Origin of the sequence: Paeniglutamicibacter gangotriensis Lz1y (assembly GCF_000348945.1) — a bacterium.
In the GTDB taxonomy this organism is placed as follows: domain Bacteria; phylum Actinomycetota; class Actinomycetes; order Actinomycetales; family Micrococcaceae; genus Paeniglutamicibacter; species Paeniglutamicibacter gangotriensis.
The window spans coordinates 156,662-169,722 of record NZ_AOCK01000011.1; the positions used below are offsets into that span (position 1 = coordinate 156,662).

A 13,061-nucleotide genomic window follows, 5' to 3' on the forward strand; every position below is an offset into this window, starting at 1 on the left:
ACTATCGGTCACCCGAGTGCTGGGCCAGAAAAGAATATACCTCGGTCTCATCCACCCCGGGGAAGGCACCTTGCGGCATGGCGGCCAGCAGATGCGTCTGTGCCCTGGCGCTGGGCCAAGCCTGCCCCGCCCATTGCTGCTGCAGTGCCAACGGCGGACGGCGGCAGCACGAATCGTCGGGGCAGGTTGAGGTGGATCGTTCGGTGGTGTCGCGCCCGCGGAACCACTTCACATGCACATACGGCACCCCGATGCTCAGCGAAAACTTCCCTGCATTGGACCGTTCGGTGCGCGCGGTGCACCAGAAGGTGCCCACCGTGGTATCGGTGTACTGGTTGTAGGCACTGAATTGGTCGGCCACGTCGAAGACCTCGCGGCTGGTCCAATGCCTGCACACCGTCTGGCCCTCGATGGAACCGGTGTGGTCCATCGGGAAGTTCACCCCGTCGTTCTCGTAGGCCTTGTGGATGATGCCCGATTCGTGGACCTTCTGGAAGTGCACCGTGATGCCCAGGTGTTCGGTCGCCAGGTTGGTGAAGCGGTGGGCTGCGGTCTCGTAGGAGACGGCAAAGGCATCGCGGATGTCCTCGACGGCAAGTTCCCGGGCACTCTTGGCGCGCTGCAAAAAGTCGACCGTGGCCTTTTCCGGCATCATCAGGGAGGCAGCGAAGTAGTTGGTGGCCACCCGTTGACGCAGGAACTCGGCGTAGTCGCCCGGAGTCCTATGCCCCAGGACGTGGTGGCCAAAGGCCTGCAGCAGCACCGAGCGGGTGGAATGTTCCGAGCGCTGGGACTGCGTGAGGTAGATGCGCATGTTTTTCAGGTCCGTCACCGATCGGGTGGAGTGCGGCAGGTCCGAGACGTTGTGCAGCGAAAAACCCAGGTGCGTGGCGATGTCCGCGACCTGGTGGTGCGACAGTGGGCCGGCCGCATGCCCGATGGCCTTGAGTAGCCTGGCAGATTCCTTCTCAATCTCCGGGAAGTAGTTGTTCCGTTCCTTCATCTCGCCGCGAAGCTCGGCATTTGCTCGGCGGGCTTCCTCCGGCGTTGCCGATTGCTCGTTGAGCCGGCGCTCCAGCTCTCCCTGCAGCCCGACCAGGGACTCGAGCACATCCATGGGCAGCCGGGCGGATATCCGCACCTTGGGCAGATCAAGTGCCTGGTAGAGCGGGCCCCGCTGGGCGCGCTCCAGCTCGATTTCCAGGGCCGCCCGCCGGGTGGGCGGTTCGGAGCCCAGGAGCTCATCCAGCCCGACGCCGAAGATCCCCGCCAGGGTTTTGAGCATGCTTAGTTTGGGCTCGCGCTTGCCGTTTTCCATCAATGAAAGCTGGCTTGGCGCGGTGCCCACGGCCTCGGAGAGGTCATCGAGGGTCATCGCCTTGGCCTTGCGCAGGTGGCGTATCCGCCTGCCGAGGGAAATGATGTCCAGTTCCTCGGTGTCTTCCGGGGACAGGATGTGCTTCTCCGGCATCGCGGGCCGGTTCCATGTGGGGGTGCTCACGTTTTCAGGGTACGCGAAGAATCGGAGATCTTCCCGTCGCTTCACCCAGCGGCATCGTTCAGGAAGCACCAAATGCACGTCTTCAGCAATTTCTTCCCCTGGATCGACAGTGTGCCGTGCCCGGGGGCTTTCACCATGTTTTGCCCCCCGCTCATGGCTTTCGCCCAAGGATTCGCCGATCCGGGAGCCTCCTCCCAGCAGGGGATTGTCCCGGAGGCGCGGCCCTGCAAGCATGAACCCGATGGCAGAGCCCAATAAATACCTCAAGGCCTACAACGATCAGCTGCGCACCGACGCCGAGACTCCCAGTGCCATCCAGGTGGAGAAGCTGGATGTCCTGCGTCTGGCGACGTTTGCCGGTGGACGCGGCTTCATCACCTACCGGGATCTGGGCTCCTAGAACGAAGACGGAATCAGCGCACTCGTCGGCGGTCGCTGGAGCATTTCCGCCGGGACCCGGAGATCACCACTATCGAATGGAAAAGCAAGGGGCCACGACCATGCTCCGGGGCTGCACGAGGCCCTGCTGGCCCATGGCTTTACCCCGAATGAGCCCGAGTCGATCATGATCGGTCCGCTTGAGGCTTTGTGTTCCGATGCGCCAACGCCCGACGGGGTCCACCTGCGGCAAGTCACGAGGGACGCCGAGGTGCGCGCCATGAGTGAAATGGTTGACGAGGCGTTTGGCGACCCGGCCAGCACCCGTCAGGCCGACGCGCTTCTTGCCCGTCTCGCACGCAACGACGGCATGGAGCTGTGGGTGGCCGAGACGGCTGGTCGCATGGTGGGTGCCGGCCGACTCGAGCCGGTGCCCGGAACCGGTTTCGCCGGCATCTGGGGCGGTGCCGTCTTGGAGCCATACCGTGGGCGCGGCATCTACCGCGCGCTGACCGCGGCGCGTGCACAGTCGGCACTCACCCAAGGCAAAACACTGGCCCACAGCGACTCAACTGAATACTCGCGACCCATCCTGGAACGCTCCGGCTTGGTGAAGGTGTCGACAACGACGCCATACAACTGGTCCCGCTGATGTTCCGCCCCTCGGCCGCTTGAACGAGTAGAAGATTCCGGGGCTCATTCGGGGTGCGGGAATCTGGAATTGAAGTACTGAAAGGGAACGGGCGATCACCATGCATCACGCCCCCAGGACATTCTGCGGACCCGGCAAGGGACACCACGCGGCTGGGCTCAACCGTCCTGCATGGATCGGCTTGGAGCCCTGGAATACCCAACCTCGCCGACGCCCAGATTCCCGGCCGGGAACCCGGCACGTCCTCTATGGCGAAGGCGGACGGTTAACTGACGCAACAGCAGATCTATGGGAGTTCAAGGGCCACCTGGGGAATTCCGGCCCAATCGGTGGATTCATCAGCAAGTTGCTGGGCTGCTGGGCACCTCTCCGGGCGGCAAGATTCCTCATCGCCTGCGGAACCGCTGAACCAGAAGTCCCTCGGAGTCGAGACTCGTTTCTTTCCTCTTGCCGGGCTGTCCTCCAACGATCAAGCAACAACAAAAATCGAAACATCCGTCGATGTTGCGGCGGATAGCGTTTCAGCAGGAACCCAGCGACACCGTAGATGAATGCACCGAAGGTGCCCTGGAAACGCCGTTATGCACTCGTCCTTGCAGGGCTGGGCGACGGATGATGCGCTCGAAGTCCGTGCCACAACGTTGTCCTTGTTCGCGGCATCGCTGTTCCTGGGTGGCTCCTTGGGCAACTTCTCCACGGCTTCCTTGGCCGAGACAGGGGCGTATGCCACACCTTTGGCCATGGGCTACTGGTGAGCTCGGTGCTCACCGTGGCCGCGACCATCGCGCATTCGCTGTGGAAGCGCCGGCACAGCGAACCCGCCACCGCGACGTAGCAAGCTACACAGGCCCACGACGCCATGTCTGGTCCGGACACCGCCACCACGGTCTTCCAGGAAGCGGTGGCCCGGTGCTCGCCGCGGGCACGATGCTTTCCGCCTCCGCCGGGGCAGCCCCCCGCCCAGGATGACTGGGAGGCTGGCGCCTACCGCGGAGCCGTCGACGCGGTTGAATCCAAGGGCGCCAACAACCAAGATTCCCTCGAAGACGTCGTTTTCGACGATACAAACAAAAATTCCGTTCTTGACGGCAATCAACGGGGCCTAAACGGCGTGGAAGTGTCCAACGGACGCAAAATCGCCACGACCGATGCGAAGGACCGCTACGAGCTGCAGGCTTTTGGAAACATGACCGTCTTCGTCACCCAGCCGCGTGGCTACCAGGTTCCGGTCGACGAGAACAACGTCGCCCAATTCTTCTACAACCACCTGCCCGAAGGATCCCCACAGCTGACGTACGGCGGGATCGCACCCACCGGCCAGCTGCCGCAGGCAGTGAACTTCCCGCTGGCCGCGAGCAAGCTGACCCAGTCGCCCGGGCAGCATTGCGCCATCGGCGCCGATATCCAGTCCTGCAATCAGAAAGAGGTCGAGTTCGCCCGCAACGGAGTGTTCGCGGACCTCGCCGCACGCCAGGACTACGCCGGTTGCGGCGCACTCTTCATCGGCGACCTGGTCGGGGACGACCTTTCGGTCTTCACCCAGACCCGCGAGCTGACTTCCATGCTCAACGGCCCGGCACGGTGACTGCCCGGGGTGCTGACCCTAGACATCAAGAACATGTTGGTCACGGAGCGGTTCACTACGCGCGGGGGCGACGGTTCGGATCAGATGGTGCTGAGCCTGAACACCTCGAAGTACAGGGCCTGGTACGCCGAGAACATCACTAAACCCCGGAGTTCGGCTGACGAGCTGGAAAACCCGTTGGAGGTGTCGCGAGACGAACTGGCCGAACAGGCGTGGCTGACCACGAATTTCTGGATGGGTTCCACCGGCTCCACGGTTGAGGCTGCGATAGACGGGGGCGGCCCGGTTGTTGCATCACGGACCCAGCAGCTGCGCGGGGAGGACCCGCTCATCGGCGCCGAGTATTCGGACCCCGTGGCCATCATGGAGCAATTCGTCCACGGTGGTGGACTTGCCGATCGCTCCATGCACCTGTGGCGCTTGGCCCTGCCCGCCGATCTTGAGGTCGGAGAGCACACCGCCAAGGTCACCTCGACCGATGTGCATGGCCGAAAGTTCACCGAGACGTTGGTTTTCGAAGTCACCAAGTAACTCCCTGCTTCACACGTTCACACACGCCAGCGGTGCGTCGCGGCCTTCGGGTCGCGGCGCACCGCCGCTGCTTGTTCGGCGGCCCCGCGACCGTGCCCGGTTGCAGTTCCCATGCTCGATGTCAGGAGTGTTGTGTCTGCACCAGCATGAAGTCACGTGCAGCGTGCACCTGCTCCGGGGTAGGCGTCAGACCGGTGTAGAGAACGAACTGTTCCACGGCCTGCAGCGTTGCAACATCGGCACCTGTCACCACCGGCTTCCCCGCGTCGCGCGCGGTACGGATGAGAGGGGTCTCAGCCGGCATGGCGACCACATCGAACACCATCTGGGCCGCGGCGACCTGCTCCGGTGTAAAGAGCATCCGATCCGCGTCCTGGCCACCGGCCATGCCGATAGGGGTGACGTTGATCAGCAGTTCTGCGCCGTCGACGGTTTCTTGTGCCCACTCAAACCCATAGGCCTCGGCCAACTTTCGCCCGGCTGATTCGTTGCGGGCCACCACCACGACGTCGCCAAACCCGGAGTCCCGCAGCGCTGCCACCACTGCCTTGGCCATGCCACCGGAGCCCCGGACCACGGTTCGCAGTGCAGGAGAAACCTCGTGGGTCCGCAGCAGTTCAACCACCGCCGTGTAGTCGGTGTTGTGGGCAGTGAGCACGCCGTTGTCGTTAACAATGGTGTTCACCGACTCGATGGCCGCGGCGGACGGGGCCAGATGGTCAACGAGCGGGATCACCGCTTCCTTATAGGGCATGGAAACGGCGGTTCCTCGGATGCCCAGCCCGCGGACGCCGGAGATGGCTTGGGCCAGGTCTGTGGGGGCGAAGGCCTTGTAGATCCAATTCAGGCCCAGCTGGTCGTACAGGTGGTTGTGGAACAGTGTCCCGTTGTTGCTGGGGCGCGCAGCCAACGAAATACAGAGTGTCATGTCTTTGTTCAGAATCGGCATGCTTCAGTCTAATCCGGCGGCATTCGGGCTGCGGCGCACCGCCGCCGTTCGTATATCTAACGCCCCGGCATCCAACCCATGCAGTAGTCAAGGTTCGCAATGACGGTGGCAACCGCGGCGTCCCCGTCCCCCGCCTCGATCGCCTCGAGAAGTTCCTCGTGGCCAGTGGTCAGGGCGCCATCGAAACCCGCTTCGAGCCGCTGGACCATTTTCGTCCCGTGGAAAACGTCCCCGAAACTGTCATAAAGCTCGTGCAGCAGCGCATTGCCGGAGGCCTCGGCCACCCGCAGGTGGAAGGCCCAGTCGGCTGCGGACCAGGCCGCGTAGTCCTCGGCGGCCCAGCTATCGCGCCGACGCTCCAGCAAGTCCCGCAGCTCGGCCACGATGCCCTGAGTGGCCGAGGCGGCGGCGAGCCGGGCGGCCTGGGTGTCCAAGGCAAAGCGCACCTGCAGCACGTCCTCGTCTGTGTGCTCCCGGTAGACCCGTTGCGCAGTGCCGCTGATCTCGCTGGTGGCCCGGACGTAGGTGCCGTCCCCGCGAAGGACCTCAAATAATCCGGCATGCGCCAGCGCCTTCACCGCCTCGCGCAGCGTGCCGCGCGAGACGCCGAGCTCGGCCACCAGTTCGGTTTCGGGTGGGATCTTCTCCCCCACCACCCAACGCCCGGAGGCGACTGCCTCACGCAGCCGGGCGACCACTTCGACGGCCAATGGCGGACGCAGACCCGGGACGCTCATCGTGGACCTACCGTTTCCGGATCAAGGGGCTCGGATGGCGGACGCCCGGAACCGCTGATCCGGTAGCCGAGGAATATTTGGAGCAGCGTGACACCCACAAGGATCACCAGGGGAACGGTCCAGGAACCAAGCACGCCCTGCAGCAGCCCGAGCCCGAACGGACCCAGCGCGGCGATCAGGTAACCGACGGACTGGGCGAGCGTCGAAAGCGCCGTGGTCTCTGCGGCGTTGTTGCCGCTGCGGCTGATCATCAGCATCAGCAGCGGGAAGATGCCCAGCCCCAATCCGGTGAGCACCGAAGGAACTACCGAGAATTCGACCGGGAGCAGCAACAGGGCCAGGAACCCCGCAACTGCGGCCCCACAAGTCAGCATGAACGCCGGGCGCAGCAACCGCGGCTTCGAGGCCATCCACAGCAAGAGCAGCACGGTGGGGATACTGATCGCTTGAACCAGACCGAGCATGAAGCCCGCGGTGGCAGGGTCCGATCCGCGCGAAATCAGAATGTGCGGCAACCAGCTCAGCAGCGAGTAGACCAGTAGCGCCTGCACGCCGAACATCGAAGTGAAAAGCAGTCCCTTGCGGGTGGCCAGCATGGGCCACGGGGAGACGTGTGGTCCCGCGGGGCCCGTCTTGCGGCTTCCCGCAATGGCCAGCGGCAGGAAGACCAGCAGGGCCAGGGCCGCCGGGATGGCCCAGGCGGCCAGCCCGAGCGTGGGCGAGCCCAGGCTCGCAGCGACCGGCACGCTCAGTGCCGCGGCGCTGGTGGCACCCACCGACATGGTCACGGTGTAGGTGGCGGTCATCGAGGCGGTGCGTTGCGGGTGGTGCTCACGGATGAACGAGGGCATGGCCACGTTGCAGATGGCCAGCCCGCACATCCCCAGCACGGTGCCGGCCAACAGCAGCCAGGTGGATTCGAAGGCGCGGACCGCCAGCCCCAGGGTGAGCAGCAACAAGGCGATCCCGATGGCACGTTCCAGTCCGGTGTGCTTGACCAGCCAGGCGGTTCCCGCCCCGGCAAAGGCGAAGCAAAGCACCGGGATGGTGGGCAACAACGAGGCCACGAGGGTGCCATAGCCCAGCAGGTTTTCCAGGTCGTGGAAGAGCGGTGCAGCGGACGCGATCCCGGCACGCAGGTTCAGTCCAACCAGCACCACCGCGGCAATCATCAGCGCCCCGGTGGTCCAACTGCTTCGGGTCGCCGGCAACGGAACAGCTGCCGGGGCCGCCACCATGGCTTCCACTTCGGTTGTCGCTTCGGCAAGAACTTCGGCGGGTTGCAGCGGGTGGGGCGGATTTCTGGTTGTCTCTGAACTCACCACTAAACATTAGACGTCTGACGTTTGTTACGTCGAATTTCGTGCGTCGCATAGCGCCACACGGCGGCCCGGACACCCTCCGATAAGCTGACAGCACGATCCCTTCTTTGCACGCTCAGCCGCTCCCGTCATCACCGAAAAATCCGAAGGAGCACCGCCACGCACCGCCACCCGTCCCCACGCACCGCCTTGCCGTGGGTCATCGCGGGCATCGTGGTCGTGGCCTTGAGCCTGCGGGCACCGATCATCGCCCCCACCGCAGTGATCGGCGATATCCAAGCCGGCACGGGACTCTCGGCCGTGGGCGCAGGCCTGTTGACGGGCCTGCCGGTATTGCTGTTCGCACTGGCCACCCCGCTGGCCACGCGCAGCATCCGCCGTTTCGGCCCGGAGGCCACCATCATCCTGTGTCTGGCAGGAGTGCTGGCCGGAACCGTCATCCGCTCGACGGGCCCCTCTTCGGTGGTGCTGGCCGGAACCGTACTGATAGGTGCGGCGATGACCCTGGGGAACATCGCGGTACCGGTGTTGATCCGCAGGGATGTTCCGTGGAACAAGATCCCCGCTGTCACCGGCGCCTACTCGGCCACCATGAACGTGGGTTCCATGGCCACACTGCTGGGCACCGCGCCGCTGGCCGGACTCGTCGGTTGGCGCTGGGCCATCGCTGCCTGGGGCGTGGTGACTGCCGCAGGACTGGCCTATTGGCTGCTGCGGCAACGGCGCGGCCGCTTTGCCCCCACGCCCCGCGAATCCGCTGCCGCACTCGCCCCGGTGGACCCGGCGCTGCCCGAGGGTTCCGAGGCGACCGCCGCAAGCACACGCACCCCCGCGGAGCGAACCCGTTTCCGCCGGGTCGTCGGGCTGCTGGTCTTCGCCTTCTGTGGGCAGTCCGCCGCGTATTACGCAACGACCGCGTGGTTGCCCCTGCTGCTATCCGACACCCGGGGGCTGGCCCAAGCATCCTCCGGCGCGACGGCCTCGCTGTTCCAGATCGCGGCGGTCATCGGGGCGTTCGGGGTCCCGCTGTTGGCCGCACGGACAAAGCTGTGGATCGCCACCGCCGTCATCGCGCTGTTCTGGGTCACCCTGCCGATCGGACTGATCGTTGCCCCCGAGGCCTTCGTGCTGTGGGCGATCATCGGCGGCATCGCCCAGGGTGGCGGATTTACGGCGATCTTCTCGATCATTCCCCGTGTCGCCCACAACAACGCCGACACAGCCAGCGCCTCCGCCCGCATCCAGGCCGGCGGCTACCTCGCGGCCACCTGCGCCCCGCCACTGGCCGGCTGGCTGAACAGCATCACCGGGGCCTGGAACGCACCGCTGCTGCTGATCCTTGCAGCCACCCTCTCCTTTAGCATCGGATCCCTACTTGCGGTGCGCCTGACCGACCGACGTTGAGCCGGCACCGTGCCCTACCGGGAATAGAGCAGGTGGACGCCGTGTTGGCCTACGTTGTGAAGAACATCGGATTCCTGTCATTCGGCCACTGGACCGACCACCCGTCATCCGCCACGCGCAGCGCGTCTGACGCATTGCTGCAGGCCATCGAGCTGGCGGTCGCGGCCGAGGAACTCGGCGCTGACGGCGCTCACTTCCGCGTCCACCACTTCGCCCAACAGCATTCCTCCCCGTTCCCGCTGCTCGCAGCGATCGGGGCGAAAACCAGCCGCATCGAGATCGGCACCGGCGTGATCGATATGCGCTACGAGAACCCGCTCTACATGGCCGAGGATGCCGGCGCTGCCGACCTGATCTCCGGCGGCCGGCTGCAGCTGGGCATCAGCCGTGGTTCACCCGAGCAAGTCATCGACGGCTGGCGCCACTTCGGCTTCTCCCCCGCCGCGGGCGAGTCGGACGCGGACATGGGTCGGCGACATACCGAACGCCTGCTGAAGGTTCTCACGGGCGAGGGTTTCGCGGAGCCGAGCCCGAATCCAATGTTCCCCAACCCTCCGGGTCTGCTGCGCGTGGAGCCGCATTCGGAAGGTCTGCGCGAGCGCATCTGGTGGGGTTCGGGATCCAATGCGACGGCCGTGTGGGCCGCGAAGCTGGGCATGAATCTGCAAAGCTCCACGCTCAAGGACGATGAATCCGGCAAACCCTTCCATGTTCAGCAGGCCGAACAGATCGAGCTGTACCGGCAGGCGTGGAAGGATGCGGGGCATAGGCGTGAACCGCGCGTCTCGGTCAGCCGCAGCATCTTCGCCTTGACCGAAGACCGGGACTGGCAGTACTTTGGCCGCGACCGCCACAGTTCTGACCAGATCGGGAACATCGACGCAAAGACGCGCGCGGTCTTTGGCAAATCCTACGCCGGGGAACCCGACGAGCTGGCCAAGATGCTGGAACAGGATCAGGCCATCGCCGCTGCCGACACCCTGCTGCTCACGGTCCCGAACCAGCTCGGTGTCGAGTACAACTCCCACGTGATCGAATCGATCCTCACTCACGTGGCACCGCTACTAGGCTGGCGCTAATCCCGCCGCCGGCGGGCGGAACCTTGCTGGTTCAACGCCGCGCCGGCACCTCCCGGCCCTAGCCAACGGTCTATTTGCTGTTGCACAATCAGGCATGCATACTCCTGATGACGAGAACCAGGGCCGGGACACGCTGCGCTACCTGCGCTTGATGCTCTTGGTCATTCCGCTCCTGCTCCTGGTGGCCATCGCCCTGTACACCTGGTGGACCGGACGCATCGGGGACTCGATCAGCTCCTACTACCTCGGCCCGGCCCGGAACCTGTTCGTGGCGATGATGGTCTCCACCGGTGTACTGCTGGTCATCTACAAGGGGCCGCCACTGGAGGACCAGGCGCTGAACCTTGCCGGCTTCTACGCGATGTTCGTGGCCTTCGTCCCGGCCGGACTAGGCCAGACTCTGAGCACCTTGGACCCCACGGCGGAACGTGAGCTCATCCGCTCGATCCAGGTCTCCGTGGTGGCGGTGTTGGTGGTTGCGGTGGCGTTCGCATGGCTGGAGTTCAAGACCCGCAGCTGGTCTCCGAGCTCCCTGCTGCGGCGCACGGGATCGCGTTGGCTGGCCGCGGCAAGCACGCTGCTGGTGGCGGGTTTCCTAGTGCTGTTGCTGTGGAGGACGCTCGAGGGCAAGGATTTCGCCGGTGTCCACCTGTCCGCAGCCTTGCTCCTACTTATCAGCATGGGCATCGCGATCGCCAGCCACTTAGGCAGCGGCAGTCTTGGTGATACCGACACCAGCGGCGGGCGGGCAACCCACTACGCGGGGCTGCTGATCCTGATGGCGCTGGGAGTGGTGGCTTGGGGTGTGCTGGCCGCTCTCGGAGTCAGTCAGGCGGTCTTCTTCATCGAGTGGTACGAGATCGCACTCTTTTTGTACTTCTGGTATCTCGAGGCCCGAAGAACTTGGAATCCGGGCCCTGCCCCGGGCACCGCGCCGGGCAGACACACACCCGCATGAGGCAAGGGCTGCCACCAGGGGAAACGACCCCTGCGCGGGTCAGGATGCTTCTTCGCGGCGGGCTCTTTCGTCACCGCCAGATCGACGACCGGACCGGTGTTGAACGCGGCGACGATCATGCGCTCCTGGGAATTCTTGGCCTGATGCAAGGCCCGCAGCTCGGCGTGCTTCGCAGGATCACGAAGCCGATCCCCAGTGCCACAAACCAGATCGGGGTCAAGAACAGCGCCGACAGGGTGTCGACCTGCGTGGTCAGCGCCCAGAAGATGAAGCCGAAAAGGCCAGGACCACGTAGGGCATGAACGTTCCGCCGGGTATCTTGAACTTGCTGCCCGCGTGCAGTTGCGGGCGGCGCTCGCGGTAGACCAGGTAGCTCACCAAGACGATCGACCAGACGAATATGAAGCACGGAGCCGAGATGGTGGTGACCCAGGTGAGCGCCGCCGCCACGCCGGCGAGCAGGAACATGCAGGAGAACAGCAGTGCGTTGCGCGGAACCTTGGTCCGGGAGAGCTTTGCGAAGCCCTTGGGAGCGTCGCCCTCCGCGGCCGTTGCAACTAGGCCCTTGGCCACCAGCCCAACCCGCGCAAACCGGCCGCGGCGCAGGCCTGGGACCAGGGCCGCAGCCCTCCCACGCATTGGAGTTCCGCACGGGGTCACAACGGCTGGCGACGGACCAACCGGGTGCCTGTCTTGACCAGCATCAGCACCAACAGCAGGATGCCCACGTAGCCGTTGATCACATAAACGATGTTGACCATCTGGGAAAACGGCAGAACCAAGCCGATCGCGGTGCCGAGGACCGCCAGGCCGATGGTCAGGTACTTGAAGCGGGGCGTCTTGTCGGCGAAGAACCGCGAGGAGACCGTCCACAGCAACGGCACCGCCGTCGTGTAGATTCCGGCGAGAATCATGACCGAGATCCCCGCGGCCAGCACCGGGCTCACATCCCTGGCCAGCACAAGCATCGGAATCTGGGATCCGCCGACCTGTACGACATTCGCGAGCAGGCCCAGGCCGACAATGATGCAGGCCACCGAGAAGGCAATCGATCCAACCATGCCGCCGGCGGCCGCCTCCTTGCGGCTGCGCGCCGTCTTTCCGAGGGCGGTCAGGAAGGCCGCCAACCACAACATACAGAAGCCGACGTAGGACAGCCCCGCCATGAACCAGTTGGTGGAGGCCTGGGTCAGGTCCAGGGTCGGCAGCAAGGCGCTGCCCTCGGCAATCCCGCCCGGGCTGCGGAATATCCCTAGCAGGCCCAGCGCAATGGCGACCACGACGATGACCGGACCGATCTTGCCGATGACGTCAACCAGGGACTTCAGGCCAAACCAGACGCTGATCCCGACGACCACGGCCAGGCCGATGCCTCCGGCGTAGCGCGAGAGCCCATAGTGCTCCTCGAAGACGGCGCCGGCCCCGGCGACCATCACGGTGAAGCTCAGGAAGACGAAGATGATGGAGAAATAGTCGAAGAACGTCCCCAGGTACTTGCCGCAATAGTAATGGAAGATCCGCGACGGCCGGTCGAACTTCTTGGCCTGGCCGACCACGAAGAATTCGACGGCGACATAGGTCATGAGCACTAGGACCAGTGCCCCGGTGCCGAAAACACCCCAGTAGCCGTATGAGGTGAAGTACTGGAGGATCTCCTGCCCGGTGGCGAAACCGGAACCGATGAGGAACGCAATGATCGCACCCGCGTAGGTGAGGATCCGCAGGAAACTCGTCTTCTCGACGGTACGAAGGTGCGCCCGAGTGGGGGCTTTCTGTGGCATGGTGCTGGTTTCTCCCGTGGTTCTCCACGACGCCATTGAAGGCATGTCGCATCCTGATATATCAATTGCCAATGAACGATATGTCTCGAACGTGATCCAGTCAACACCTCGCCCTTACATGACGCACCTCACGTTGACGCGAGTGGCTTCCGAGCCGGGGGCGGTCGGCCCGGCTGGGTAGCCT

At 64.6% G+C, this 13,061-nt stretch carries 14 protein-coding genes; 8 read left to right on the plus strand and 6 right to left on the minus strand.

The annotated features are described in order from the left end of the window. Position 1 precedes the first annotated feature (1 nt). Complete coding sequence (locus tag ADIAG_RS16795; RefSeq protein WP_007272623.1) at positions 2 to 1,471, minus strand: helix-turn-helix domain-containing protein; 1,470 nt, start codon at positions 1,469 to 1,471, stop codon at positions 2 to 4. A gap of 271 nt (positions 1,472 to 1,742) precedes the next feature. Between ADIAG_RS16795 and ADIAG_RS22570 the strand changes: the two genes are divergently transcribed. From ADIAG_RS22570 to ADIAG_RS22265, 5 genes are all read left to right on the plus strand, one after another. Beyond that, positions 1,743 to 1,901 (plus strand): hypothetical protein, encoded by a 159-nt coding sequence (locus ADIAG_RS22570; RefSeq protein WP_321162836.1) that lies wholly within the window; start codon positions 1,743 to 1,745, stop codon positions 1,899 to 1,901. Between the two features lie 258 nt (positions 1,902 to 2,159). Beyond that, on the plus strand, positions 2,160 to 2,531 hold the full coding sequence (locus ADIAG_RS22575) for a GNAT family N-acetyltransferase (RefSeq protein WP_321162837.1): 372 nt from the start codon (positions 2,160 to 2,162) through the stop codon (positions 2,529 to 2,531). Between the two features lie 581 nt (positions 2,532 to 3,112). Then, on the plus strand, positions 3,113 to 3,286 hold the full coding sequence (locus tag ADIAG_RS21695; protein WP_007272627.1) for a hypothetical protein: 174 nt from the start codon (positions 3,113 to 3,115) through the stop codon (positions 3,284 to 3,286). 104 nt (positions 3,287 to 3,390) lie between these two features. Beyond that, entirely contained in the window at positions 3,391 to 4,116 is a 726-nt protein-coding gene (locus ADIAG_RS22260) for a metallophosphoesterase N-terminal domain-containing protein (RefSeq protein ID WP_007272628.1), read from the plus strand. A 9-nt stretch (positions 4,117 to 4,125) separates the two neighbouring features. Further along, positions 4,126 to 4,647, plus strand: a complete 522-nt coding sequence (locus ADIAG_RS22265) for a calcineurin-like phosphoesterase C-terminal domain-containing protein (RefSeq protein ID WP_007272629.1) — start codon at positions 4,126 to 4,128, stop codon at positions 4,645 to 4,647. Positions 4,648 to 4,768: 121 nt separating this feature from the next. On the opposite strand, the gene ADIAG_RS16815 is transcribed toward ADIAG_RS22265, so the two are convergent. Genes ADIAG_RS16815 through ADIAG_RS16825 form a run of 3 tightly spaced genes read right to left on the minus strand, consistent with a single transcriptional unit; the run spans position 4,769 to position 7,655 of the window. Then, on the minus strand, positions 4,769 to 5,596 hold the full coding sequence (locus ADIAG_RS16815; protein ID WP_007272630.1) for a shikimate 5-dehydrogenase: 828 nt from the start codon (positions 5,594 to 5,596) through the stop codon (positions 4,769 to 4,771). Between the two features lie 56 nt (positions 5,597 to 5,652). Beyond that, on the minus strand, positions 5,653 to 6,333 hold the full coding sequence (locus tag ADIAG_RS16820) for a FadR/GntR family transcriptional regulator (protein WP_007272631.1): 681 nt from the start codon (positions 6,331 to 6,333) through the stop codon (positions 5,653 to 5,655). Then, positions 6,330 to 7,655, minus strand: a complete 1,326-nt coding sequence (locus tag ADIAG_RS16825) for an MFS transporter (RefSeq protein ID WP_235045947.1) — start codon at positions 7,653 to 7,655, stop codon at positions 6,330 to 6,332. The genes ADIAG_RS16820 and ADIAG_RS16825 overlap by 4 nt, the downstream gene beginning before the upstream one ends. A gap of 189 nt (positions 7,656 to 7,844) precedes the next feature. Here ADIAG_RS16825 and ADIAG_RS16830 point away from each other — a divergent pair, with 189 nt between their 5' ends. The 3 genes from ADIAG_RS16830 (at position 7,845) to ADIAG_RS16840 (ending at position 11,096) form a co-directional block, all read left to right on the plus strand. Continuing rightward, the gene (locus ADIAG_RS16830; RefSeq protein WP_007272633.1) at positions 7,845 to 9,059 is read left to right on the plus strand and encodes an MFS transporter; all 1,215 of its coding nucleotides are present in this window, start codon (positions 7,845 to 7,847) and stop codon (positions 9,057 to 9,059) included. 56 nt (positions 9,060 to 9,115) lie between these two features. Continuing rightward, positions 9,116 to 10,138, plus strand: coding sequence for an LLM class flavin-dependent oxidoreductase (locus ADIAG_RS16835; protein ID WP_043475664.1), 1,023 nt, complete (start codon positions 9,116 to 9,118; stop codon positions 10,136 to 10,138). A gap of 94 nt (positions 10,139 to 10,232) precedes the next feature. Continuing rightward, complete coding sequence (locus tag ADIAG_RS16840; protein WP_007272635.1) at positions 10,233 to 11,096, plus strand: hypothetical protein; 864 nt, start codon at positions 10,233 to 10,235, stop codon at positions 11,094 to 11,096. Positions 11,097 to 11,348: 252 nt separating this feature from the next. On the opposite strand, the gene ADIAG_RS16845 is transcribed toward ADIAG_RS16840, so the two are convergent. Together ADIAG_RS16845 and ADIAG_RS16850 are read right to left on the minus strand one after the other, a co-directional pair. Then, positions 11,349 to 11,735, minus strand: coding sequence for an amino acid permease (locus ADIAG_RS16845; RefSeq protein ID WP_007272637.1), 387 nt, complete (start codon positions 11,733 to 11,735; stop codon positions 11,349 to 11,351). 17 nt (positions 11,736 to 11,752) lie between these two features. After that, entirely contained in the window at positions 11,753 to 12,877 is a 1,125-nt protein-coding gene (locus tag ADIAG_RS16850; protein WP_043475667.1) for a YkvI family membrane protein, read from the minus strand. Between the last annotated feature and the right edge of the window lie 184 nt (positions 12,878 to 13,061).

Excerpts from the sequence above, each read along its gene's own strand:
- ADIAG_RS16795 (WP_007272623.1), bottom strand. The coding sequence starts at position 1,471 with ATGCCGGAGAAGCACATCCTGTCCCCGGAAGACACCGAGGAACTGGAC.
- ADIAG_RS22570 (WP_321162836.1), top strand. The coding sequence starts at position 1,743 with ATGGCAGAGCCCAATAAATACCTCAAGGCCTACAACGATCAGCTGCGC.
- ADIAG_RS22575 (WP_321162837.1), top strand. The coding sequence starts at position 2,160 with ATGAGTGAAATGGTTGACGAGGCGTTTGGCGACCCGGCCAGCACCCGT.
- ADIAG_RS21695 (WP_007272627.1), top strand. The coding sequence starts at position 3,113 with ATGCACTCGTCCTTGCAGGGCTGGGCGACGGATGATGCGCTCGAAGTC.
- ADIAG_RS22260 (WP_007272628.1), top strand. The coding sequence starts at position 3,391 with ATGTCTGGTCCGGACACCGCCACCACGGTCTTCCAGGAAGCGGTGGCC.
- ADIAG_RS16815 (WP_007272630.1), bottom strand. The coding sequence starts at position 5,596 with ATGCCGATTCTGAACAAAGACATGACACTCTGTATTTCGTTGGCTGCG.
- ADIAG_RS16820 (WP_007272631.1), bottom strand. The coding sequence starts at position 6,333 with ATGAGCGTCCCGGGTCTGCGTCCGCCATTGGCCGTCGAAGTGGTCGCC.
- ADIAG_RS16840 (WP_007272635.1), top strand. The coding sequence starts at position 10,233 with ATGCATACTCCTGATGACGAGAACCAGGGCCGGGACACGCTGCGCTAC.
- ADIAG_RS16845 (WP_007272637.1), bottom strand. The coding sequence starts at position 11,735 with ATGCGTGGGAGGGCTGCGGCCCTGGTCCCAGGCCTGCGCCGCGGCCGG.
- ADIAG_RS16850 (WP_043475667.1), bottom strand. The coding sequence starts at position 12,877 with ATGCCACAGAAAGCCCCCACTCGGGCGCACCTTCGTACCGTCGAGAAG.